Below are 24,473 nucleotides of genomic sequence, written 5' to 3' on the forward strand. Positions count from 1 at the left end.
CGCGTGCTTGCTGGATGGTAGCTGGACTCAGCAAAATGGAGCCATGACAAAGGCGGTCATCCTCCTTGCCGGGCTCCACAAGACCGCGACAACGTCCATCCAGGAGACTTGCTTCGCAAACCGCGAAGCGCTGCGCGCGGCCGGGTTCGAGTATCCCGTCGTGAACATGAAAACACGACGGGACAGCAACCACTCGCTCTTTCTCAAGGAGCTGTTTCGCGCCGATCCGGGCCGTCTCGGATTGGCAGGGCAGTTTGCGCTGGATGGCGAGTTCTCGCCCGAAGTTCAGGAGCGGCAACGAAAGGAATTTGCCGCAGCGCTGGCGCGGGACACGCGGTCGGTGCTGTTCGTCGCCGAGAGTGTTTCTGTCTTCGCCGAAGACGAGCTTCGCACCATGAGTGACTGGTTCGCATCGCAAGGTTGCTCCTTGCGGGTGATGTGCCACGTTCGCCACATTTCCACATGGCTGCAATCCATGGTCGCACAGCGCGTCGCCGGTCAGATGATGATGACCATCGCACAAGCGGTCCAGGAGTTCGTCGACGTCGGTGGGATCGTGCGGCCCAGGATCGAAGTCATCCGGCGCGTCTTTCCGGGTGTGGAGTTCTACAGCCACGAGCGCGCAGTGCGGCATGGCGCCGGCCCGGCGGCCTTCTTTCTCGAAGCCATCGGCTTCCCGGGCGCAGCATCCGTACGGACCGTACGCGCGAACGAAGGAGCAAGCGACGCCGCTACTCGGACGCTTTCATTGATTTTCGAGCGGTTCGGGCGAAGCCATGCATCGCCGCGCGAATTGCGAGAACACCGGCAAGACGCCGGGATGCGCGCGCTGCGGGCTTTGCCGGGCCCCAAGTTTGCACTCACCAGAGATGAAGCCGCGCCCTTGCTGCCGATGCTGCACGACGAAAACGAGTGGCTGCGCACGACGCTAGGCGCCGAGTACCACGACGCTGATCCGCGGTTTGCCGAAGCACGCCCGTCATGGAGTGAAGCGACGCTCCGGAAGTTCCACGAAGCTGTTCCGTCACTCAGGCCGGATGTCCGGCAGTGGCTGGAAAGCCAACGGCACCGTCTCGAGTAGGCGTCTGAATCAATGCGGCGCAGCTAGCTGCTGGATGCCGACCTTGCGTGCCGACGCCGCGATCTCGCCCCAGGTCGTGTCGTCCACCGCAATCCCCGAACGCCTGCGCTCCTCGCGCGCAATGCGCTCCGGCTCACCCGCAACCATCACGCCTTCCGTCCCCGGCGCCGGCGGGCTTTGCCGGAGCCAGTCGACGAAGGCGAGCGCATCGCTCTCGAACTTCTCGCGCGTGCCCAGCTTCTGCGGGTCGATGAGGATCGTGAGCATGCCGTTGAAGACCGCGCGTTTCGTGTTCGCAGGCACGTGCCACGTGCCGCCACCTGTCAGCGCCCCGCCGAGCAATTCACAGGCCACCGCCAGCCCGAAGCCCTTGTGCTCGCCGAACGGCATCAGCGCGCCGAACAGCCCGTTCGTCTGCGGCACGACGACGACACCCGGGTCGATGGTCGGCCGCCCATGCTCGTCGATCAGCAGTCCCGCATCCACCTTGCGCCCCTCGTTGTGCGCCACGCGCATCTTGCCTTGCGCCACGCGGCTGGTCGCGAAGTCCAGCACGAAGGGATCGCGGCCTTTGAGCGGGATACCGATGCAGCACGGGTTGGTGCCGTAGCGCCCATCCGCGCCGTTCCACGCGGCCACCACCGGCCGCGACAGCACGTTGACGAAATGGATGGAGACGAAGCCCTGCGCCACCGCCATCTCGGCGAAGTGGCCGATGCGCCCCAGGTGGTGCGCGTTGGCCAGCGTCAGGATGCAGCTGCCCGTCTGCTTGGCGCGCTGCATGCCCAGCACCATCGCCTCTTCGCCGACGATCTGCCCGTAGCCGCGCTGGCCGTCCATGGCGATCAGGCTCGCGGCGTCGACGTTCACCTTCGCGTGCGCGTTGGGTTGCAGCCCGCCTTCCAGGATCGAGTCGACGTAGCGCGGAAGCATGCCCACGCCGTGCGAGTCGTGCCCGCTCAGGTTGGCGAGGACCAGGTTCTCGGCGACACGCCGCGCCTCGTCTTCGTGGCTGCCGGCGGCCCGCAGGATCTTCGTGCAGTCGGCGGTGAGCGCCTCTGCCGATACGACCTTCGTCATCTCACATCACCGCGCCGACCTGCCAGGGCACGAACTCGTTCTGCCCGTAGCCGTGCACCTCGCTCTTGCTGCGCTCGCCCGACGCGGTGGCCAGCACCAGGCGGAAGATGCGCTCGCCCATCTCCTGGATGGACGCCTTGCCGTCGATGATCTCGCCGCAGTTGATGTCCATGTCCTCCTCCTGCCGCTGCCACAGCGTGGTGTTGGTGGCGAGCTTGAGCGAAGGCGAAGGCGCGCAGCCGTAGGCGGAGCCGCGGCCGGTGGTGAAGCAGATCATGTTGGCGCCGCCGGCCACCTGGCCCGTGGCGCTCACGGGGTCGTAGCCGGGCGTGTCCATGTAGACGAAGCCGTGCGCGGTGACGGGCTCCGCGTACTCGTACACCGCCTTGAGGTTGGTCGTGCCGCCCTTGGCGACGGCGCCCAGCGACTTCTCGAGGATGGTCGTGAGGCCGCCCGCCTTGTTGCCCGGCGAGGGGTTGTTGTTCATCTCGCCTTCGTTCACCTTGGTGTAGTGCTCCCACCAGTGGATGCGCTCGATCAGCTTCTCGCCCACTTCGCGCGACACGGCGCGCTTGGTCAGCAGGTGTTCCGCGCCATAGATCTCCGGCGTCTCCGACAGGATGGCCGTGCCGCCGTGCGCCACCAGCAGGTCCACCGCCGCGCCCAGCGCCGGGTTGGCGCTGATGCCCGAATAGCCGTCGCTGCCGCCGCACTGCAGGCCGATGGTGATGTGCTCGGCCGAGCAGGGCTCGCGCCGCACGCGGTTGGCCTGCGGCAGCATCTCCTCGATCAGGGCGATGCCGCGCTCCACCGTCTTGCGCGTGCCGCCCGTATCCTGGATGTTGAAGACCTTCAGCGTCTCGCCTTCGCGCAAGGACGAATGGGCCAGCCAGGCGTTGATCTGGTTGGCCTCGCACCCCAGGCCCACGACCAGCACGCCCCAGAAGTTGGCGTGTGTCGCATAGCCCGCGAGCACGCGCTCGAGGATCTTCATGCCGAAGCCTTCGGTGTCCATGCCGCAGCCGGTGCCGTGCGTCAACGCGACCACGCCGTCGACGTTCGGGTACGCCGCCATCGCCTCGGGGTTCGTCAAGCGCGAGAAGTGGTCGGCGATGGCGCGCGCCGCCGTCGCCGAGCAGTTCACGCTGGACAGGATGCCGATGTAGTTGCGCGTGGCCACGCGGCCGTCGGCGCGCTTGATGCCCAGGAAGGTCGCCTGCTTGCGCGGCGGCTCGGGCTTCACGTCCGCGCCAAAGGCGTAGTCGCGCGTGAACTCGCCCATCACGAGGTTGTGCGTGTGCACGTGCTCGCCGGCGGCGATCGGCTTGCTGGCGAAGCCGATGATCTGGTTGTAGCGGCGCACCGGCTGGCCGGTGGCGATGTCGCGCATCGCGACCTTGTGGCCGGGCGGGATGAGGCCCTTGACGGCGACGTTCTCCACGGTGGCGCCGCCCACGAGCTGGCTGCGCGCGATGATGACGTCGTCGTCGGGATGCAGGCGGATGAAGGGGGTCATGATGTTCAGAAGAATTGCTTGGGCAGCCAGAGCACCAGCTTCGGGAAGTACGTGATGATCACCAGCGAGCCGAGCAGCGGCACCAGCCACGGCAGGATCGCCATGGTCGTGCGCTCCACCGACAGCTTGGCCACGCGGGCCAGCACGAACAGCACCATGCCCATCGGCGGGTGCAGTAGGCCGATCATCAGGTTCAGCACCATCACCAGGCCGAAGTGCACGAGGTCGATGCCCAGCTGCTGGCAGATGGGCGCGAGGATGGGCACCAGGATCGTGATGGCCGCCGTCGGCTCCAGGAAGCAGCCGACGAACAGCATCAGCAGGTTGGCCAGCAGCAGGAACACCCAGGCTTCCTTGGTGAAGCCCAGCACCCACTGCGAGATCGCGGTCGTCACACCGGTGGCCGTGAGCATCCAGCCGAAGATGCTGGCGGCGGCGACGATGAAGAGCACCGTGGACGTCGTCTCGACCGTGTCGAGGCATACCTTCACGAACATCTTCCACGTGAGCGTGCGGTACCAGAACAGGCCCAGCGCCATCGCCCACACGCAGGCGGCGATCGCGCCCTCGGTCGGTGTGAACACGCCCGTGGTCATGCCGCCGATCAGCAGCACCGGCGTCATGATGGGCAGCACCGCCTGGAACTTGAACGCCTTGTCCGCAGCGAACAGCAGCACGATGCCCGTGAGCACCGTGGGCTGCGCGGGCAGGCCCACCTTCACGATCAGCAGCCACAGCGCCAGCGGCCAGACGATGACCACCGCGGTTTCGCCCAGCGCCTTGCCCAGGCGATGCCAGTCGAACTTGACGTCCGCGCCCCAGCCGTTCTTGTGCGCGTAGTACGCCACCGTGATCATCATCAGCACGGCCATCAGGATGCCCGGCAGGATGCCGGCGAGGAACAGGGCGCCCACGCTGACGTTGGCCATCATCCCGTAGATCACGAAGGGCAGCGACGGCGGGATGATCGGGCCCAGCGTGGCCGATGCGGCCGTGACGCCCACGGCGAACTCCGTGTCGTAGCCGTGGTCCTTCATCGCCTTGATTTCGATCGTGCCCAGGCCCGCGGCGTCGGCGATCGCCGTGCCGCTCATGCCGGCGAAGATCACCGAGCCCAGCACGTTGACGTGACCGAGGCCGCCCTTGAGCCAGCCCACCAGCGCCAGCGCGAAGTTGTAGATGCGGTTGGTGATGCCGGCGTTGTTCATCAGGTTGCCGGCCAGGATGAAGAAGGGCACCGCCAGCAGCGGGAAGCTGTCGATGCCGCTCACCATGCGGTGGATCACCACGAAAGGCGGCGTGGTCTGCGCCCAGAACAGGTAGATCAGCGACGCGCCGGCCATGGCAATCGCCACCGGCAGTCCGCCCGACATCAGGAACAGGAAGACGATCTTGAGCATGGGGTCCTTAGCGGTCTTCCATCGTGGATTCGACGCGTTCGAGCACGCTGTAGCCACGCTTCCAATGCACGCGCGCGACCCAGACGGAGCGAACCAGCATCAGCGCGAAGCCGAACAGGCACACGCCGTAGACCAGGTTCATCGGAAGGTCGACGATGGTCATGCGCGTCGTCGAACCCAGGCGCATCATCATCTGGATGGTGAGCACCACCGCGGTGGCGAAGAACAGGATGCGAAGCGCGTCGACCAGGCGCGACAGCCAGAAACCCATCGCGCGCGGCATGTGGCGGTAGAAGAAGTCCACCTGGATGTGGTTGTTCTTGGCCACGCCGATCACGGCGCCCGTGAACACCGTGGCGATGAGCAGGTAGCGCGCGATCTCCTCCGTCCACGACGCGGAGTCGTTCATCACGTAGCGCGTGAAGAACTGGTAGAAGACCGTCAGCCCCAGGATCCAGAAGAAGCCCAGGGCCACCCACGCCTCCCTCGGCACGCCGGAGAAGTCGACGGCTTCGTCGGTGGCGTGGAACTCGCCGTCCTCCCCCATCACCCGGGGGAGGTCGTCGATCACGCTGCGCTCGGGGACGGCAGCGCTCACTTGAGATTGACGATCTTGTCGTAGTCCGCCTGGCGGTAGCCCAGGTCGGCGGGCTTGGTGGTCTTGAGCACGGCGTCGCGGAACGCGTTCTTGTCCACGCTGATCACGTTGATGCCGCGCTTCTTGAAGTCGTCGGCCAGCTTCGCCTCGGTCGCGGCGATCTCGCGGCTGCACTTCTCGGCCGCCTCATGCAGCGTGTCGGCGAAGATCTTCTTGTCGGCGTCCGACAACTTGGCCCAAGTGGAGCCCGACACCACCGTCAGCAGCGAATCGACGATGTGGCCCGTCAGCGAGATGTTCTTCTGCACTTCGTAGAACTTCTTGGCCTCGATGGTGGGCAGCGGGTTCTCCTGTGCATCCACGGTGCCGTTCTGCAGCGCGAGGTAGACCTCGGCGAAGGCGATCGGCGTCGGGTTCGCGCCCAGGGCCTTCGGGAACGCCAGGTAGGCCGGCGCGTCCGGCACGCGGATCTTCAGGCCCTTCATGTCCTCGGGCTTGGACACCGGCTTGTTCGAGGTGACGTGGCGCGCGCCGTAGTACGTGAGCGCAACGATGTGGTTGCCGCTGACCTTGTCGTAGCCGGCGGCGAGTTCCTTGAAGGTGTCGCTCGAGGCGTACTTCAACTGGTGCTCGGCGTCGCGGAAGATGAAGGGGAAGTAGCTGATCGCCAGCGGCGTGTAGCTGCGCGCCGCGAAGCTGGCGCCGGTGAGGATCACGTCCACCGTGCCCAGCGTCAGGCCCTGGTTGATGTCCGATTCCTTGCCCAGCGTGGAGGCCGGGAACACCTGCATCTCGTAGCGGCCGTTGGTGCGCTTCTTGATCTCGTCGGCCGCCCACAGCGCGTACTTGTGGTACGCCTCGGACGTCTCGTACACGTGCGCGAACTTCAGCTTGGTCTGCGCCTGCGCCAGCGTGGGCATGCCGAAGGCGGCGGCGATCGCGACGGCACAGGCCGCCAGTTTCAAAGTGGAACGCTTGTCCATCGTCTGTCTCCTAGGGTGTCTTGCTTGGGGGGAAGGAATCAGTGCGGGTTGGCCTTGGACCAACTCGCCGAGAAGCGGGCGTGCGACTTGTCCATGTGGGCGTGCATCGCCTCGCGCGCGGCTTCGGCGTCGTGCGCGCGGATCGCCTCGAGGATCGCCTCGTGCTCGCCGATGGCCGTGCGCCACGACGGCACGTTCTCGAAGTAGTCGCCCAGGCGCTCGAACAGCGGGCCGCGGCGCGCGTCCCAGAAGGTGCGCACGGTGTCCACAAGCACGGCGTTGCCCGCGGCCTCGGCGATGGCGGTGTGGAAGGCGCGGTCGCCGGCCGTCGGCGCGATGCCGCGCTCGGTGTCCTCGTGCATCAGGTCGATCGCTTCGCGGATGGCCTGGATGTCCTTGCGTTTCGCATGCGCGGCGGCCAGCGCGGCGATCTCGCCTTCGATCAAGCGCCGCGCGCGGATGATCTCCAGCGGCCCCCATTCGTCGTCGGCGACCTTGCGCGTTTCGATCTTCTGCTGCGCGCGGTCGAGCACGAACACGCCCGAGCCGGTGCGCACCTCGACCCAGCCTTCGACTTCCAGCGCGATCAGCGCCTCGCGCACGGAAGGGCGGCTCACGCCCATCTGCTTGGCCAGGTCGCGTTCGGCCGGCAGCCGCGCGCCGGGCTTGAATTCGCCCTGCGTCATCAGTGCGCGCAACTGCTCGGCGATTTGCCGGTACAGGCGCTGGGGCTCGAGGGTCTGGAGGGGCATGCTGGAAGGCGCGTACGGGAAAGCTACGGGCTTATGCTGATTGGCCAAGTGGTCAGACCAATTAATATCGAGCCAAACCCAGGGCCGGGCATCCGGCAAAACCCGAAGGCGCTCCATGCGATTGCAAGGAAAACACATCCTCGTCACGGCCGCGGGCCAAGGTATCGGCAGAGCCAGCGTGCTGGCGCTCGCCGCCGAAGGCGCCACGGTGCTGGCCACCGACATCAACGAGCAGTTGCTGGCCTCGTACGAAGGCGTGCAGCGCGTGCGCACGCTGAAGCTCGACGTCCTGGACAAGGCGGCCATCGCAAAGGCTGTGACGTCGATGCCGGCGCTGGACGTGCTCTTCAACTGCGCGGGCTTCGTGCACAGCGGCACCGCGCTGCAGGCCACCGACGATGAATGGAATTTCGCGCTCAACCTGAACGTGCGCGCGCAGTTCTGGGCGATCCAGTCGGCGCTGCCGCGCATGGTCGCCGCCGGCCGCGGCAGCATCATCAACATGGCCAGCGTGTGCTCCAGCATCAAGGGCCTGCCCAACCGCTTCATCTACGGCACGACCAAGGCGGCGGTGATCGGCCTGACGAAGAGCGTGGCGGCCGACTACGTCGCCGACGGCATCCGCTGCAATGCGATCTGCCCCGGCACGGTGGATACGCCGTCGCTCGGCGAGCGCATCAACGCGAACCCCGACCCCGAGGCGGCGCGCAAGGCCTTCATCGCGCGCCAGCCGATGGGGCGGCTCGCCAAGGCCGAGGAGATCGCGCCGCTGGTGGTCTTCCTCGCCAGCGACGAATCGACCTTCGTCACGGGACAGACCTACGCCATCGATGGAGGCATCACGATATGAACCAGCTGGATTTCAAGGGACGGCATGCGGTCGTCACGGGCGGGGCCACCGGCCTCGGGTTTGCGATTGCGCAGCGGCTGCTCGCTTCGGGCGGTACCGTCACCGTGTGGGATCGCGACGAGAAGGGCGCATCGGAGGCTACCGCGCGACTGGGGAAGGGCGCTTCCTTTGCGCTCGTGGACGTGGCGGACCACGCTTCGGTGCAAGGCGCGGTGAAAGCGACGCTGAAGGTCTCGCCCCGCATCGACGCATTGGTGAACAGCGCGGGCATCACGGGGCCCAACACCAAATTGTGGGAGTACCCGGTCGATGCGTGGCGGCAGGTGATGGACGTGAACCTCACGGGCCTGTTCATGTGCTGCCGCGAAATCGTGCCGGTGATGCGCGACGCCGGCTACGGCCGCATCGTCAACATCGCTTCGGTTGCGGGCAAGGACGGCAACCCCAACGCCAGCGCGTACAGCGCGAGCAAGGCGGCGGTGATCGGCCTGACGAAGTCGCTCGGCAAGGAGCTGGCCGACACGCAGATCCGCGTGAACTGCGTGACGCCCGCGGCGGTGAAGACCGCGATCTTCGACCAGATGACCGAGCAGCACATTCAGTTCATGCTGTCGAAGATCCCGATGGGCCGCTTCGGCACGCCCGAGGAGATCGCCGCGATGGTGGCGTGGCTGTGCACCGAGGATTGCTCGTTCTCCACGGGCGCGACGTTCGACCTGTCCGGCGGCCGCGCCACCTACTGAACCCCCAAGAAGGAAAGAAGAAATGAAGCTGCTTCGCTATGGCGCCCCCGGCAAGGAAAAGCCGGGCCTGCTCGACGCCGAGGGCAAGATCCGTGACCTCTCGGGCATCGTGCCCGACATCGGGCCCGCGCAACTGGGCGCGGTGGCGATGGCCAAGCTGCGCAAGGCCAACCCGGCCAAGCTGCCGCTGGTGCGCGGCAACCCGCGCATCGGCGCGTGCGTGAACGGCGTGGGCAAGTTCATCGCCATCGGCCTCAACTACGCGGACCATGCCGCCGAGTCGGGCGTGCCGATCCCGAAGGAGCCGGTGGTATTCATGAAGGCCACGAGCTGCATCCAGGGCCCCAACGACGCCGTGATGCTGCCGCGCGGTTCGGTCAAAACCGACTGGGAAGTGGAGCTGGGCGTCGTCATCGGCGCGCGCGCACGCTACGTCGCCAAGAAGGACGCGCTGGCATACGTCGCCGGCTATTGCGTGGTGAACGACGTGAGCGAGCGCGAGTACCAGCTCGAGCGCGGCCCGCAGTGGGACAAGGGCAAGGGCTGCGACACCTTCGGCCCCATCGGCCCGTGGCTGGTCACGCCCGACGAGATCGAAAACGTGCAGCGCCTGGACATGTGGCTGGACGTCAACGGCAAGCGCATGCAGAAGGGCAACACGCGCACCATGATCTTCGACGTGGCCAAGCTCGTGAGCTACGTCAGCCACTTCATGACGCTGATGCCCGGCGACGTGATCACCACCGGCACGCCGCCCGGCGTGGGCCTGGGCATGAAGCCGCCGACCTACCTGAAGCGCGGCGACGTGATGACGCTCGGGATCGAGGGGCTGGGCGAGCAGCGCCAGCAGGTGGTCGCCTTCAAGGCGTGAACGCGCTGCGCCGCATCCTCCTCATCGCCGCAGGCCTCGCACTCGCGGCTTGCGGCGGGGGAGGAAGCGGCAGCGGCGGCGAGGGCGTGCCGCAGGTGGGCCGCCTCGAGTCGTTCAACATCACGTCGTCGAACACCGGCGCGCTCTACCCGATCGACGTCTACGTGCCGCCGCAGTACGACGCCAGTGCCTCGGCGCGGCTGCCGGTGATCTACGCGGTCGACGGCGACGCGCGCTTCGGCTACCTCGCCGCGAGCAACCCCAGCGTCACGCGCTTCACGGCGCTCAAGGAGGTGCTGCAGCGGCGCGGCACCGCGGCCATCCTCGTCGGCATCGGCGGCACCGCGCGCCGCAACACCGACTTCCTGCCGCCGGGCTCGGTGGCGTACCACGAGTTCCTCACGAAGGAGCTCGTGCCGCGCATCGATTCGCAGTACCGCACACAGGCGGGCAATCGCATCCTCAACGGGCTGTCGTACGGCGGCACGATCACCTTCCTTTGCTTCACCTACGAGGCGACGGGCAACGCGACGTTCAAGCAGTTCTGGTCGACGGAGGCCAATGGCCCCGATGGCGCACTCGCGCCGGCGGAGGCCGCGCTGGCGGCGCAGGTGCAAGGCGCCAACGTGCCGCTGGTGCTGTTCCTGGCCGCGGCCACGCCGGGCACCAACACCAACGGCGCATTCGTGAATTCGCTCTACACCCAGATGGCCGGCCACCACTACGCGGGGCTCGACCTGCAGTTCGTGTCGTTCTCGGCCGACCACGTCGGCTCGGACCTGCCGGCCTTCGAGGAAGCGCTGAAGCGCTGGGGCCCCTGATCAGATGCTGGTGAGCGACGCCGGGCGCGTCGAGCGCGTGGCGGCCGGGCGCGCCTCGATCCAGCGGCCCAGCGCGTCCCACAGCACGTGCGGGTCGATGGGCTTGGTGACCACGTCGTCCATCCCCGCTGCGAGGCAGGCGGCGCGGTCGGCACCCATCGCGTTGGCCGTCATGGCCACGATGGGCAGCGCGGCATGGCGCGCGATCTTGCGGATGGCGCGCGTGGCGGCCAGGCCGTCCATCACCGGCATCTGCATGTCCATGAACACCAGGTCGAAGCGGCCGCGTTCGAGCGCTTCGAGCGCCAGCTGGCCGTTGTCGGCGACTTCCACGCGCATGCCGGCTTCCTCCAGCAGTTCGCGCGCGACGATCTGGTTGATGTCGTTGTCTTCCACCAGCAGCACGCGCGCGCCGCGCTGGGCCGACAGGTCGGGCAGGTCGGCGAAGGCTTCGTCGCGTGTGTCCGCGCGCGTCTTCGCCACCGGCAGCGTGACCTTGAACCAGAACGTGCTGCCCGCGCCCGCGCTGCTTTCCACGCCGACTTCGCCGCCCATCAGCTCCACCAGCTTCTTGCTGATCGCCAGGCCCAGGCCGGTGCCGCCGTACTTGCGCGTCGTCGAGCTGTCGGCCTGCGAGAAGCTCTGGAACAGGCGCCCGACCTGCTCGGGCGACAGGCCGATGCCGCTGTCGCGCACGCGGAACTCCAGCTGCCAGTCGCCCGTGGCCAGCTCGCGCCCGCGCACGCCGATGACGACGCTGCCGCGCTCGGTGAACTTCACCGCGTTGTTCGCGAAATTCAGGAGCACCTGCGCCAGGCGCAGCGAATCGCCGAAGTAGCGCGTGGGCAGGCTCGGGCCCACGTCGACCTCCAGGTCCAGCTGCTTGCGCTCGCACTCGGCGTTGAGCAGGTCGGTGGTCGAGGCGACGAGTTCGGCCAGGTCGAAGTCGGCGTCGACGAGTTCCAGCGCGCCGGCTTCCACCTTCGAGAAGTCCAGGATGTCGTTCACGATGCCCAGCAGGTGCGAGCCGGCGCTGTGCACCTTCTGGATGTAGTCGCGCTGCCGCGGCGCCAGCTCGCCCTTCAGCGCCAGGTGCGACAGGCCGATGATGGCGTTCATCGGCGTGCGGATCTCGTGGCTCATGTTCGAGAGAAAGCGCGTCTTGGCTTCCGTCGCCGCTTCGGCGACCGCCTTCGCGCGCTCCAGTTCGGCCACGCGGCGCAAGCCGTCGCGCATGGTCTTCATCTCGGCGAGCAGGCTGCTGTCGTCGCCGGGGCGTGTGTTCACGTCGGTCGTGAGGTCGCCGCCCGCGATGCGGCGCGCGACCGACTTCGCGTAACCGGGCTCGCCGCCGAGCTGGCGGTGCAGGTTGCGCACGATGGCGAGGGCGATCGCGATCCCGGCGAGGACGGCCACCAGCGCCAGCGCCGCCATCGTGTTCTGGATGACGTGCAGCTCGCGCATGGCGGCTTCGTGTTCGCGCACGCTCATGGCCTTCTGCACCCGTGCCAGGTGCAGCAAGGCGTCCACCGCGCGGGCGCCCAGCGGCAAGGTCGTCGCGGCACGCCATTCGCGCGCTTCTTCGGTACGGCCCTGCGACTGCAGTTCGAACCAGCGCGGCCGCGCCGCGACGTATTGGGCGTACACGCCCCGCAGTGCGCCCAGCGCCTCGCGCTCTTCCTGCGTCGACGCCGTGCGCTCGAATTCGTCCAGTTTCTGCGCGATCAGGGCCCGCAACCGCCGGTCGTCCGCCACGATCTTCTCGCGCACCTGCGCATCGCCGACCATGTATTGCGGAAAGCCGTAGCGAAGCTCCCACAGCGCGCTCTCGGCCTCGGCAATCGCGACGGAGCCCAGCAGGTTCTGGTGCACGTCGAGGGCCCGGCGTTCGAAGCGCGAGCCCTCCAGCCACAGCACCGCGCTGCTCGCCACCACCAGCGCCACGATGATCCCGAAGCCCAGGGCGAGCTGGGCGCCGACGGTGAGGTTCTTGATTCGCATGGCGCAAAGGTAAGTTCGCGTCCCGCGCCACCCCTAGGGAATCCGCGCCGGGCCCCTAGGGGATCGGCTTAAGGTGCATTCGTGACGGATACAACCGTTGGCTGTTTAGGCCTATACATTGTCATTGACTTGAAACCATTCGTTTAACAGAATCGGTCCTCCCAAGGGGAGGAGAAAACAATGGCTGGTGTTGGCTTGAGCATCGACGGGCGCCTGGTCGCGGGCGCGACCCTGCAGGCATGGGCAGTGGGCGGCGTCACGGGGCTGCAGTGGCAGGTCCTGGCAAATGGGGTCTGGACCAACGTGGGCGCGGCTGGCAGCGCCACGTTCACCATCCCGGCCAATGCCGTCGGCCGCGCCTACCGCGTGGCGGGGACCGGCCCGGAAGGCACGGTCTACAGCCCGATCACGGGCTCAGTAGCCGCGGCCGACTCGAAGAAGGCGAGCGCGCCCGTGCTGTCGGGCACTTCCCTGTCGGTCCTCGCCACGGAAGGCGCCGGTCCGATCGGCGTCTTCGGCGGGCTCACTTTCAGCGATGCCGACAAGGGCAACTACGGCGGCGGCTCGCTGCTGCTGCAGGACAGCACCTCCACCGTTTACGGCGGCGACGGCCACGACCTGCTCGCGATCCGTTTCGCGGGTACGGGCCTCGGCCAATTCAGCTACAACGCCGCCACGCGCGAGGTGAAGTACGCGTTCACCGCCGGCGTGGCGACGACCATCGGCACCCTCGACGCCGCCCTCGACGGCAATGGCACGGACCTGAAAGTCACGTTCAACGCCAACGCCACGCAGGCGGTGGTCGACAAGCTGATCGACAACCTGCAGGTGACCAACACGGACGACAGCCCCACCGACAACCGGCTCGTCACGCTGCGCATCACCGATCCCACGGGCGAATCGGCGCAGCGCGTGACGTCGATCCACATCGAAGGCGAAGCCGACGCGCCGGTGATCACCAGCCCGGCCGCCTTCGCCATCGACGAAGACCAGGCGGCGGTGGGCACCGTCGCGGCCTACGATCCCGACCGCGAAGCCGGTGCCCCGCAGGGCATCACCTACAGCCTCGTGAGCGGCGCGGGGAGCGCGGACAACGCGCTCTTCAGCATCGATGCGGCGACGGGCGCACTGCGCTTCGTCACCGCGCCGGATTTCGAAGGCGCGCATGCGCCCAGCTACAGCGTGCGCGTGCGCGCGAGCGACGGCAACGGCGGCGCGACGGACCAGGTGCTGGCGGTCACCGTGCGCGACGTAAACAACGAACCGGTCGCGTCGAACCTGCAGGCCACGGTGTCCGAAGACGGTCCCTCAGTGCTCATCGCTGCCAACGCGACGGACCCCACACCGGGCGACACGCTGACGTACGCGATCGACGCCGCGGGAACCCGCGGCAACGTCACGCTGGAGGGCGCTTCCTTCCGCTACGACCCCACGGGGCGTTTCGAGATGCTGAAGGCCGGCGCCTCCGCGCAGGACACATTCAAGTACACGGTGACCGACGCGGCGGGCCACGCGGTCAACCGCACGGTGACGGTGACGGTCCAAGGCGCCAACGATGCGCCGATCGCGGTCAGCCCCTTCGGCATCGTCACCGAGGCGGGCGCGGCGGGGGCGGGCACGGCCGTCTTCGCGGACACCATCGCCGCCTTCGACGTCGACGGGGAAGCGGTGACGTTCTCGCTCGCCGGCCAGGGAACGTACGGCTCGCTGCAGCTCACGAGCGACGGCCACTGGACCTACGTCCTGGACAACGCCAACGCCGCGGTTCAGGCGCTGGGCGATTTCGGCTCGCTGCAGGACACGATCGCGGTGGACGTGCGCGACCCGCAAGGCGCTGTCACGCCGCACCAGGTGCGCGTGATGATCTGGGGCGCGAACGACGCGCCGGTCGTCTCCGGCTCGCAGGTGGCGTTGGCGCCGCTGGTCGAAGCGGGCGCGGGCGTCGCTGGCGTGCGCACCAGCGCGGGCAGCGTCGCGGCTTCGGCGAGCGACCCGGAAGGCGACGCGCTGACGTGGGTCGCGGGCACGCAGCAAGGGCAGTGGGGCGCGCTGACGCTCGACGCGGCGGGCAACTGGCACTACGACCTGGACGACGGCCGCACCGACCCGCTCACGCAAGGCCAGCGTGTCGGCGACACCTTCACGGTGCAAGTGCGGGATTCGCACGGCGCGAGCGGTACGCGCACCTTGTCCTTCGACGTGCAAGGCACCAACGATGCCGCCGTCATCGGCGGCGCGTCCGAAGGCCACGTGCTGGAAGACATGGGCGCGACGCTGCATGCGGGCGGCGTGCTCACGGTGAGCGACCCCGACGCCGGCCAGTCGCAGCTGGTGGCGCGCAGCGGCGCGGCCGGTTCCGCGGGCGGCGTGTTCGACGTCGCGGCGGATGGCACGTGGTCGTATGCGATCGACAACGCCGCCGCCGTGGTGCAGTCGCTGGGCGAAGGCGACACCCTGGTGGACACGCTCACGGTCACCAGCATCGACGGCACCGCCGAGCAGGTGCTGTCCGTCACCTTGCATGGCGTCAACGACGCCGCGCAGTTCACCGGCACCACCACGCTCATCGCCGACGAAGACAGCTTCGACGCCGCCGGCCACCTCGTGCTCGATGCGGACATGGGCCTGCACGACGCCGATGCCGGCGAGAACGCCGTGCAGCCCAACAGCGGGACCGGCAGCGGCCAATTCGGCCAGTTCAACGTGGACGCCGCGGGCCACTGGACGTGGTCGTCACAGGCCAACCCCTGGACGATCGAATCGCTAGCCGAAGGGCAGACGCTCACGGACATGTTCGGCGCCTTCACCACCGACGGCACGTTCTCGCTGCTGCAGGTCGTGGTCGCGGGCCGCAACGACGACCCCATCATCGCGATGGGCGACACGACCGGCCAGGTGATCGAGCCCGGCGGGTTCCCGCCGGAGATGCCGCCGCCTCCCACGACGGCCACGGGCTCGCTGATGGCCTGGGACAAGGACAACGGCGACACCCTGACGTGGTCGTCGCAGGGCGACGGCCAGTACGGCAGCTTCACGGTCGACGCCACGGGCCACTGGACCTACGTGGTGGACGCGGTCAAGTCCGACCCGCTGGCGATGGGCCAGAGCGCCGTCGACACCGTGTACGCCACCGTGTCGGACGGCCATGGCGGCAGCGCGACGCAGGCCATTGCCATCACCGTGTACGGCGGCAACGAGACGCCGGTGATCGACCCGTCGAGCACGCTGACGGCGACGGTGCACGAACTGCCCGCGCCCAACGGCACGCTCGTCATCGACCGCAGCGACGGCAGCGGCTACGCCGGCCTGATCGCTGCCGATCCGGCAGGCGGCCTGGTCGTGCTCAGCGACGTGGAGCAGTTCCCCGGCTACACGATCCGCACGCTGTCCCACTTCAACCCGGATGGCAGCCTGGACACCGACTACGGGCAGGGCGGGCAGGCCATCTTCAACTCCCCGATCTCGGCCAGCTCCCTGCAGGTCGACGCGCAGGGGCGGGCGGTGGCCGTGGGTTACACCCTCACCGACTACGGCAATGCACGCACCGACGCAGCCGTGATGCGCGTGCTGGCGGACGGCAGCCTCGACAACTCGTTCGGCACGGGTGGCGTGGTCGCACTGGACTTCGGCGGTTCGTACGACTACGGGTACAGGGCGTACTTCGCGGCCGACGGCAAGCTGCTGGTGACGCTGTCGGGCGGCGGTTCCGACATGGCGCCCGTGGTCGCGCGGCTGAACGAGAACGGCAGCCTCGACACGTCGTTCGGCACGGGCGGGGTCCTTCAGGTGCCGCGCGGTTCCTTCGAACAGCAGGTCTCGGTCGACGTCAATGGCCGCATCTACCTGTCGGCCGCGCAGTGGAATGAAGGGACGTACGCTTACGAACTGCACGTGCAGCGCTTCCTTTCGGACGGCACGGCCGACGCCTCGTTCGGCGACGCCGGGGCCGCCGACGTCGCGCTCCCGGCTTCTTCCATCTGGGGCACCAGCCTCACGGTGGGCAGCGACGGCCGGATCATCCTGTCGTCGACCGTGCCCGGCGATGGCCTGCAGCACGCGCACGCCATGCTCACCGCGCTGAACGCGGACGGCAGCCTCGACGAGTCGTTCGGCGCCGGCGGCACCTTGCATACGCAGGTGTGGCCGGGCCTGCAGGCCGTGCAGCTCGACGCGCAGGGCCGCATCCTGGTCGCCGGCCAGCCGGCCGGCTACCTGGGCAACACCAACGACTTCATGGTGGCCCGCTACCTGGCGGACGGCAGCGTCGACACGTCTTTCGGCACCAATGGCGCCACCGTCACCGACATTTCGGGCGCGGGCCGCGACGACTTCGTGATGCAACTGACGCTGGGCGCCGACGGCACCATCCTGCTCGCGGGCGCCACCAGCGAATCGACGTATGGGTGGGACCCGGCTGCCGCTCGGTACACGGCGGACGGGCAGCTGGACGCGACCTTCGGCGTGGGGATCGAGCAGACCGTCACCGGCATCATCGAAGCGCACGACCCCGACCCTTTCGGCGGCGGCTGGCAGCCGTTGCAGTTCACCGCGGTGAACGAAGGCGCTTACGGGGATTTCAAGCTGATGTCGCCGCAGTACGGCTACTGGACGTACACCGTGGACAGCCAGCGCGCAGCGGCGCTGGACGAAGGCGAGACGGCGACCGACACGATCACCGTCGCGATCCGCGATGCATTCGGTGGGGTGACTTACCAGGACGTCGTGGTGACCGTCGTGGGTTCCTGGGATCCGCCGCAGGCCTGAACGATCAGTGCAGCGCCGGGCACACGGCCGGCGTCGCGACTTCGCGGCCGATCATGGCGCGCGCGTACAGGTAGTTGTTGCGCGCCTTCTCGCTCAGCGCGTCGAGGTCCACGTGGCCCTGCTCGTCGCACGGGAAGGCGAAACCGCGGCCAGGATCGAACAGCGACTGGAAGCGCAGCTGGAAATCGTTGCACGGTTGGTTCATTGCGGGCCTCATGCCTTCCTAAGTAACGCCTTCACTATGGTTGTTCCAACGCGCCTTCCCCATAAGCGGACGACCACGCCGGGTCTCGGTCTGTAGCGATTCGTGACGTGGGCGCACAGCCTGCGTGCATAGGACGGCTCCGACCGGCGTGCAGGCGGGATACGGCTGAGCCATCAGGGTTTCCCCGACACCAGCCTAGGAACGCCCCTCTAGAGCGCCACAAAGACGCACGCAATTCACGGATTCATGCAAAATAGAACGACCGTTCGTTTTATTTGACAACCATGTCCGTCACCGAATTGCCGGCCCGCGGCCGCGCCCAGCGCGAGGGCCGGGCCTTGCAGAAAGGCCAGCAGACCAAGGCGGCGATCGTCGACGCGGCGCTCGGCCTGGCCACCCAGATCGGCCTGGAGGGCCTGTCCATCGGCGCGCTGGCCGAGGTCACGCAAATGAGCAAGTCGGGCGTGTTCGCCCACTTCGGCTCGCGCGAAGAGCTGCAGATCTCCGTCATCCGCGAGTACCACCGCCGCTTCGAGGAAGAGGTGTTCTACCCGGCCATGCGCGAGGGCCGCGGCCTGCCCCGCCTGCGCCAGCTCTTCGCCAACTGGATGAAGCGCACCTCGGTGGAGATCGACTCGGGCTGCATCTACATCTCCGGCGCCGTCGAGTTCGACGACCGGCCGGGCCCGGTGCGCGACGCGCTCGCCAGCTCGGTGCGCACCTGGCACTCGGCCATGAAGCGCGCCATCCAGTCGGCCATGGCCGAAGGGCACCTCGACACCGACGTGGAGGAAGAGCAGATGCTCTTCGAGATCCACGGCCTCATCCTCGCGCTGCACTACGAAGCGCGCTTCCTCAAGGACGCCGGCGCGTACGCGCGCGCCAACCGCGGCTTCGAGAACATCCTGCGCCGCTACGGCGCGGGCAAGGAAGCGCCGCCCGCGCGCGCCAGCAAGAAACCCACGAAGTCTCCGAAGGAGTAACACCATGCCCGCCTACACCCCGCCCATCCGCGACATGCAGTTCGTCATGCACGAAGTGTTCAAGGTCGCCGACGAATACAAGGCGATGCCGCGCCACGCCGAAACGGACGTGGACACCATCAATGCCATCCTCGAGGAAGGCGGCAAGTTCGCCAGCGAAGTGACCTTCCCGCTGAACCGCACGGGCGACGAGGAGGGCTGCAAGCTCGACCAGAAGACGCACGAAGTGAAGACCCCCACCGGCTTCAAGGAGGCGTACCACAAGTACGTCGAAGGCGGCTGGCCGGCGCTGTCGTGCGACCCCGAGTACGGCGGCCAGGGCCTGCCGATCGTGGTGAACCAGTGCTTCTATGAGATGCTCAACTCCGCCAACCAGGCGTGGACGATGTATCCGGGCCTGACGCACGGCGCCTATGAAGCGCTGCATGCGCATGGCACCGACGAGCAGAAGAAAACCTACCTGCCCAAGCTCACGAGCGGCGAGTGGACGGGCACGATGTGCCTGACCGAGCCGCACTGCGGCACCGACCTGGGCATGCTGCGCACGAAGGCCGAGCCGCAGCCCGACGGCACCTACAAGATCACCGGCAACAAGATCTTCATCAGCGCCGGCGAGCACGACATGGTGTCCAACATCATCCACCTCGTGCTCGCGCGCCTGCCGGACGCACCGAAGGGCAGCAAGGGCATTTCGCTCTTCATCGTGCCCAAGTTCAACGTGAACAAGGACGGCTCGCTCGGCTCGCGCAACGGCATCTACTGCACGGGCCTGGAGCACAAGATGGGCATCCACGGCAATTCGACCGCGCAGCTGCAGCTCGAAGACGCGGTGGGCACGCTGGTGGGCGAGCCCAACAAGGGCCTGCAGGCCATGTTCGTGATGATGAACGCCGCGCGCATCGGCGTCGGCATGCAGTCGCTGGGGCTGACCGAAGTCGCCTTCCAGAACGCGCTGGCCTATGCGAAGGACCGCATCCAGATGCGCTCGCTGTCGGGCCCGAAGGCCAAGGACAAGCCGGCCGACCCGATCATCGTGCACCCCGACGTGCGCAAGATGCTGCTGACCGCGAAGGCCTATGCCGAGGGCGGCCGCGCGCTGTCGCTGTACTGCGCGTTCCTGATCGACAAGGAACTGCACCACCCCGACGAGAAGGTCCGCAAGGAAGCCGAGGAACTCGTCGCGCTGCTCACGCCGATCGTCAAGGCCTTCATCACCGACAACGGCTGGATCGCCACGTCGGCCTGCATGCAGGTGTTCGGCGGCCACGGCTACATCAAGGAGTCGGGCATGGAGCAGTTCGTGCGCGACGCCCGCATCAACATGATCTACGAAGGCACGAACACCGTGCAGTCGCTGGACCTGCTCGGCCGCAAGGTGCTGGGCAACAACGGCGCAACGCTGAAGAAGTTCGGCAAGATGGTGGCGCAGCTGGTCGAGGAAGAGGGCGTCAACGAGAAGATGGCCGAGTTCATCAACCCGATCGCCTACCTGGGCGACCAGATGACCAAGTTCACCACCGAGATCGGCTTCAAGGCTTTCCAGAACCCCGATGAAGTGGGCGCCGCCGCGGTCGACTACCTGCGCGTGGCCGGCCACCTCGTGTTCGGCTACTTCTGGGCGCGCATGGCGCAGGTGGCGCTGCGCGAGATCGCGGCCGGCAACACCGACCCGTTCTACCAGGCCAAGCTGCAGACGGCGCGCTTCTACTTCGCCAAGCTGTTCCCCGAGACGGCGACGCTGATGCGCACCGCGCGCGCGGGCCTGAAGCCGCTGATGGACACGGACCTCGCGCTGGCATGAGGCGTTCGCTGATCGTGTGCGCGGCGCTCGCCGCCCTGCCGGTGTTCGCGCAGCCGACGCCCGTCGGCCTGTGGCGCAACGTCGACGACAAGACCGGCGAGGTAAAGGCGGAGATTCGCATCGCCGAATCGAACGGCGTCGTTTCCGGCCGCATCGAGAAGGTGCTGTCCAGGACGTCGAAGCCGGACGCCAAGTGCGACAAGTGCGAGGACGACCGCAAGGACAAGCCGATGGTGGGCCTCGAGATCATTCGCGGCAACAAGATCCTCGACCCCGAGAACGGCAGCGAGTACCGCCTGCGCCTGACGCCGCTGGAAGAGGGCCGCAAGCTCGAAGTGCGCGGCTACCTCGGCCCCTTCTACAGAAACCAGGTCTGGGTGCGTGCCCAGTGACCGGGAGAACAAGATGAACCGATTCAACGTGAAGAAAGTCGCCGTGCTCGGCGCGGGCGTGATGGGCGCGCAGATCGCGGCGCACCTGGTCAACGTCAAGGTGCCGGTGGTCCTGTTCGACCTGCCGGCCAAGGAAGGCCCGAAGAACGGCGTCGTCACGAAGGCGATCGACGGGCTGAAGAAACTCAAGCCGTCGCCGCTGGGCGTCACGGCCGACGCCGACCTGATCCAGCAGGCCAACTACGAAGAGAACATGGAGCTGCTGCGCGAGTGCGACCTCGTCATCGAGGCCATCGCCGAGCGCATGGACTGGAAGCTGGACCTGTACAAGAAGATCGCGCCCTTCGTGGCGGAGCACGCGATCGTCGCGTCCAACACCTCGGGCCTCTCGATCACGAAGCTGTCCGAAGCGCTGCCGGCAGAGATCAAGCCGCGCTTCTGCGGCATCCACTTCTTCAACCCGCCGCGCTACATGTACCTCGTCGAGCTGATCTCGACGCCGACGACGCAGCCGAAAATCCTCGACGACCTCGAGACTTTCGTGACGACCGCCCTCGGCAAAGGCGTGGTGCGCGCCAAGGACACGCCCAACTTCATCGCCAACCGCGTCGGCATCGCCGGCATGCTGGCGACGATGAAGGAGGTCGAGAAGTTCGGCCTGAGCTACGACGTGGTCGACGACCTCACCGGCAAGAAGCTGGGGCGCGCGAGCTCCGGCACCTTCCGCACCGCGGACGTGGTCGGCCTGGACACGATGGCGCACGTCATCAAGACGCTGCAGGACAACCTGAACGCCGACACCGACCCCTTCTACGACAGCTTCGCGACGCCGAAGGTGCTGGCGACGCTGCTCGAGATGGGCAACCTCGGCCAGAAGGCCAAGGCGGGCTTCTACAAGAAGGTCGGCCGCGACATCCTGCGCTTCGACCTGGAGAAGAAGGACTATGTGCCCGGCGGCGAGAAGTCCGACGAGGTCTACGCGCGCATGCTCAAGAAGCCCGCGGGCGAGCGCCTGAAGCTGTTGCGCGAGTCCGAAGGCCCGCAAGGCCAGTTCCTGTGGTCGATCCTGCGCAATGGCTTCCACTACGCCGCCGTGCACCTCGCGACGATTGCGGAAACCGCGCGCGACGTCGACCTGGCCATGCGCTGGGGCTTCGGCCTGAAGCAAGGCCCCTTCGAGCTGTGGCAGGAAGCCGGCTGGTCGCAGGTGGCGAAGTGGATCCAGGAAGACATCGCTGCGGGCAAGGCGCTGTCGAAGGCGCCGCTGCCGGAGTGGGTGTTCAAGGGCCCCGTGGCCGACGCGGGTGGCGTGCACACGCCCGAGGGCTCGTGGAACCCGACGGCGAAGAAGTTCCAGCCCAAGCGCGTGCTGCCCGTGTACTCGCGCCAGCTGTTCCCCGAAACGGTCCTTGGCAGCAAGGCGCCCGGTTTCGAGACGGCCGGCAAGACGATCGAAGAGACCGATGCGGTGCGCCTGTGGACGCTGGACGACGAGGTGCTCATCGCCAGCATCAAGACCAAGATGCATGCGATCAGCCCCGACGTCTGCGAAGGCCTGACGCAAGCCGTCGAACTCGCCGAGAAGTCCTACCAGGGCCTCGTGGTCTGGTCCGGCGACGAACCGTTCTCCGTCGGCGCCGACCTGCAGGGGCTGATGCCTGCATTCATGGCCGTGGGCGTTTCCGCCGTCGACGACGCCGAGGGCTACATGCAGCAGACGATGCTCAAGCTGCGCTACGCCACCGTGCCCGTCATCTCCGCGATCCGCGGCATGGCGCTGGGCGGCGGCTGCGAGCTGGCGGTGTATTCGAGCAAGCGCGTGGCCGCGATGGAAAGCTACATCGGCCTCGTCGAAGTCGGCGTGGGCCTCGTGCCCGGCGCCGGCGGCCTCACGTACATTGCGCGCCGCGCCGCCGAGAACCAGGCGAAGTCCACGCACAAGGACATCCTGCCCTTCCTCACCGACGGCTTCACGGCCGCGGCGATGGCCAAGGTCGGCACCAGCGCGCTGGAGTCGCGCCAGCTCGGCTACCTGCTCGAGGACGACATCGTCGTGCCGAACAGGGACGAACTGCTGTACGTCGCGATCCGCGAAGCCAAGGCCATGTTCGACACCGGCTACCGGCCGCCGCACAAGCGCTTGTTCCCGGTGGCGGGGCGCAGCGGCAAGGCGACCATCACGGGCCAGCTCGTGAACATGCGCGACGGCGGCTTCATCAGCGCGCACGACTTCCGCATCGCCTCGCTGATCGCCAACGTGGTGACCGGCGGCGACGTGGAGACCGGCACGCTCGTCAGCGAGGAATACCTGATGACGCTGGAGCGCCAGGCCTTCTGCGAACTCGTGCAGAACCCCAAGACCCATGAACGCATCCTCGGCATGCTGAACACCGGCAAGCCGGTGAGGAACTGACCATGAGCAGACAAGTTCAAGACGCCTACATCGTCGCCGCCACGCGCACGCCCATCGGCCGCTCGCACCGCGGCTACTTCCGCAACACGCGCCCCGACGACCTGCTGGCGATCGCGCTGCGGTCGGCCCTGTCGCAAGTGCCCGGGCTCGACCCGAAGGCCATCGAGGACGTGGTGTGCGGCTGCGCGATTCCCGAGGCGCAGCAGGGCCTGAACGTCGCGCGCATCGGCGCCGTGCTGGCCGGCCTGCCCAAGAGCGTGGGCGGCATCACGGTGAACCGCTTCTGCGCCTCCGGCCTGTCGGCGGTGCAGATGGCCGCGGACCGCATCCGCGTCGGCGAGGCCGACGTGATGATCGCCGCCGGCACGGAGAGCATGTCGATGGTGCCGATGATGGGCAATTCGCCCTCGCTGTCGCCCACCATCTTCTCCAACCCCGACGACATCGAGAGCTACGGCATCGCGTACGGCATGGGCCTGACCGCCGAGAAGGTCGCGCAGCAATGGAAGGTCTCGCGCGAGGCGCAGGACGAGTTCGCCTACCAGTCGCACATGAAGGCGCTGGCGGCGATGAAGGCCGGCGAATTCGCCAACGAGATGACGGAAGTCGAGGTCGAGGAGCGCAGCGTCGACCTCGCCTCAGCGGAAGTGAGCGTGAGCAAGCGCAAGGTCAGCCTGGACGAAGGCGCGCGACCCGACACGACGGTCGAAGGCCTGTCGAAGCTGCGGACGGTGTTCGCAGCGCGCGGCAGCGTGACGGCGGGCAACAGCTCGCAGACCTCCGATGGCGCCGGCGCGCTGATCCTCGCCAGCGAAGCGGCGGTCAAGCGCTTCGGCCTGACGCCGCTGGCGCGCTTCGTCAGCTACGCGAGCCGCGGCGTGCCGCCGCACATCATGGGCATCGGGCCGATCGAGGCGATCCCGGCGGCGCTGAAGGCCGCGGGCCTGAAGCAGGACGCCATCGACTGGATCGAATTGAACGAAGCCTTCGCCGCGCAGTCGCTGGCCGTGATCAACACGATCGGGCTGGACGCGAAGAAGGTCAACCCGATGGGCGGCGCCATCGCTCTGGGTCATCCCCTGGGGGCCACCGGGGCTATCCGCTCGGCGACAGTCGTGCACGCGCTTCGCCGCAAGAATCTGAAGTACGGCATGGTCACCATGTGCGTGGGCATGGGACAAGGCGCAGCGGGCATCTTCGAACGGGTCTAGGAGAACGG

General features: G+C 67.5%; 19 protein-coding genes. 11 read left to right on the forward strand and 8 right to left on the reverse strand.

What is annotated here, in order from left to right:
- The first annotated feature begins 43 nt into the window (after positions 1-43).
- On the forward strand, positions 44-1,081 hold the full coding sequence (locus tag WG903_RS06890) for a hypothetical protein (RefSeq protein ID WP_340073588.1): 1,038 nt from the start codon (positions 44-46) through the stop codon (positions 1,079-1,081).
- Between the two features lie 9 nt (positions 1,082-1,090).
- On the opposite strand, the gene WG903_RS06895 is transcribed toward WG903_RS06890, so the two are convergent.
- The 6 genes from WG903_RS06895 to WG903_RS06920 are packed head-to-tail and all read right to left on the reverse strand — an operon-like array spanning position 1,091 to position 7,410.
- Positions 1,091-2,161 carry a malate/lactate/ureidoglycolate dehydrogenase gene (locus tag WG903_RS06895; protein WP_340073591.1) on the reverse strand — a complete coding sequence of 357 codons (1,071 nt, stop codon included), beginning with the start codon at positions 2,159-2,161 and terminating at the stop codon, positions 1,091-1,093.
- Position 2,162: 1 nt separating this feature from the next.
- Entirely contained in the window at positions 2,163-3,677 is a 1,515-nt protein-coding gene (locus WG903_RS06900) for a UxaA family hydrolase (protein ID WP_340073593.1), read from the reverse strand.
- 5 nt (positions 3,678-3,682) lie between these two features.
- Positions 3,683-5,077, reverse strand: a complete 1,395-nt coding sequence (locus WG903_RS06905) for a TRAP transporter large permease (protein WP_340073596.1) — start codon at positions 5,075-5,077, stop codon at positions 3,683-3,685.
- A 7-nt stretch (positions 5,078-5,084) separates the two neighbouring features.
- A complete protein-coding gene (locus WG903_RS06910; protein ID WP_340078207.1) occupies positions 5,085-5,624 on the reverse strand; it encodes a TRAP transporter small permease in 540 nt (179 codons plus the stop codon).
- Positions 5,625-5,671: 47 nt separating this feature from the next.
- A complete protein-coding gene (locus WG903_RS06915; protein ID WP_340073599.1) occupies positions 5,672-6,658 on the reverse strand; it encodes a sialic acid TRAP transporter substrate-binding protein SiaP in 987 nt (328 codons plus the stop codon).
- Between the two features lie 38 nt (positions 6,659-6,696).
- Positions 6,697-7,410 carry a FadR/GntR family transcriptional regulator gene (locus WG903_RS06920; protein ID WP_340073601.1) on the reverse strand — a complete coding sequence of 238 codons (714 nt, stop codon included), beginning with the start codon at positions 7,408-7,410 and terminating at the stop codon, positions 6,697-6,699.
- A 115-nt stretch (positions 7,411-7,525) separates the two neighbouring features.
- On the opposite strand from WG903_RS06920, the gene WG903_RS06925 reads away from it, so the two are divergent.
- Genes WG903_RS06925 through WG903_RS06940 form a run of 4 tightly spaced genes read left to right on the forward strand, consistent with a single transcriptional unit; the run spans position 7,526 to position 10,695 of the window.
- A complete protein-coding gene (locus tag WG903_RS06925) occupies positions 7,526-8,260 on the forward strand; it encodes an SDR family oxidoreductase (RefSeq protein ID WP_340073605.1) in 735 nt (244 codons plus the stop codon).
- Complete coding sequence (locus tag WG903_RS06930; RefSeq protein ID WP_340073607.1) at positions 8,257-9,003, forward strand: SDR family NAD(P)-dependent oxidoreductase; 747 nt, start codon at positions 8,257-8,259, stop codon at positions 9,001-9,003. Before WG903_RS06925 ends, WG903_RS06930 begins: the two co-directional genes overlap by 4 nt.
- A gap of 22 nt (positions 9,004-9,025) precedes the next feature.
- Positions 9,026-9,874 (forward strand): fumarylacetoacetate hydrolase family protein, encoded by an 849-nt coding sequence (locus WG903_RS06935; RefSeq protein WP_340073609.1) that lies wholly within the window; start codon positions 9,026-9,028, stop codon positions 9,872-9,874.
- Positions 9,871-10,695, forward strand: coding sequence for an alpha/beta hydrolase (locus WG903_RS06940; RefSeq protein WP_340073612.1), 825 nt, complete (start codon positions 9,871-9,873; stop codon positions 10,693-10,695). Before WG903_RS06935 ends, WG903_RS06940 begins: the two co-directional genes overlap by 4 nt.
- Here the strand turns inward: WG903_RS06940 and WG903_RS06945 are convergent, their stop codons facing one another.
- A complete protein-coding gene (locus WG903_RS06945) occupies positions 10,696-12,696 on the reverse strand; it encodes a hybrid sensor histidine kinase/response regulator (RefSeq protein WP_340073614.1) in 2,001 nt (666 codons plus the stop codon). It lies immediately after the preceding gene.
- A gap of 195 nt (positions 12,697-12,891) precedes the next feature.
- Here WG903_RS06945 and WG903_RS06950 point away from each other — a divergent pair, with 195 nt between their 5' ends.
- The gene (locus WG903_RS06950) at positions 12,892-17,460 is read left to right on the forward strand and encodes a VCBS domain-containing protein (RefSeq protein ID WP_340073617.1); all 4,569 of its coding nucleotides are present in this window, start codon (positions 12,892-12,894) and stop codon (positions 17,458-17,460) included.
- A gap of 4 nt (positions 17,461-17,464) precedes the next feature.
- Here the strand turns inward: WG903_RS06950 and WG903_RS06955 are convergent, their stop codons facing one another.
- A complete protein-coding gene (locus WG903_RS06955) occupies positions 17,465-17,665 on the reverse strand; it encodes a hypothetical protein (protein WP_340073620.1) in 201 nt (66 codons plus the stop codon).
- 284 nt (positions 17,666-17,949) lie between these two features.
- Here WG903_RS06955 and WG903_RS06960 point away from each other — a divergent pair, with 284 nt between their 5' ends.
- From WG903_RS06960 to WG903_RS06980, 5 genes are read left to right on the forward strand one after another with little or no spacing between them, the layout of a single operon-like run.
- On the forward strand, positions 17,950-18,648 hold the full coding sequence (locus tag WG903_RS06960; protein WP_340073623.1) for a TetR/AcrR family transcriptional regulator: 699 nt from the start codon (positions 17,950-17,952) through the stop codon (positions 18,646-18,648).
- Between the two features lie 4 nt (positions 18,649-18,652).
- Entirely contained in the window at positions 18,653-20,449 is a 1,797-nt protein-coding gene (locus WG903_RS06965; RefSeq protein ID WP_340073626.1) for an acyl-CoA dehydrogenase C-terminal domain-containing protein, read from the forward strand.
- Positions 20,446-20,841: a DUF2147 domain-containing protein gene (locus tag WG903_RS06970; protein WP_340073628.1), complete on the forward strand. Its 396-nt coding sequence runs from the start codon at positions 20,446-20,448 to the stop codon at positions 20,839-20,841. Before WG903_RS06965 ends, WG903_RS06970 begins: the two co-directional genes overlap by 4 nt.
- 13 nt (positions 20,842-20,854) lie before the next feature.
- Positions 20,855-23,254, forward strand: a complete 2,400-nt coding sequence (locus WG903_RS06975) for a 3-hydroxyacyl-CoA dehydrogenase/enoyl-CoA hydratase family protein (protein WP_340073630.1) — start codon at positions 20,855-20,857, stop codon at positions 23,252-23,254.
- Between the two features lie 2 nt (positions 23,255-23,256).
- Positions 23,257-24,465, forward strand: coding sequence for an acetyl-CoA C-acyltransferase (locus tag WG903_RS06980; protein ID WP_340073632.1), 1,209 nt, complete (start codon positions 23,257-23,259; stop codon positions 24,463-24,465).
- The last annotated feature ends 8 nt before the right edge of the window (positions 24,466-24,473 follow it).

This window comes from Ramlibacter sp. PS4R-6 (assembly GCF_037572775.1).
Classification (GTDB): Bacteria; Pseudomonadota; Gammaproteobacteria; order Burkholderiales; family Burkholderiaceae_C; genus Ramlibacter.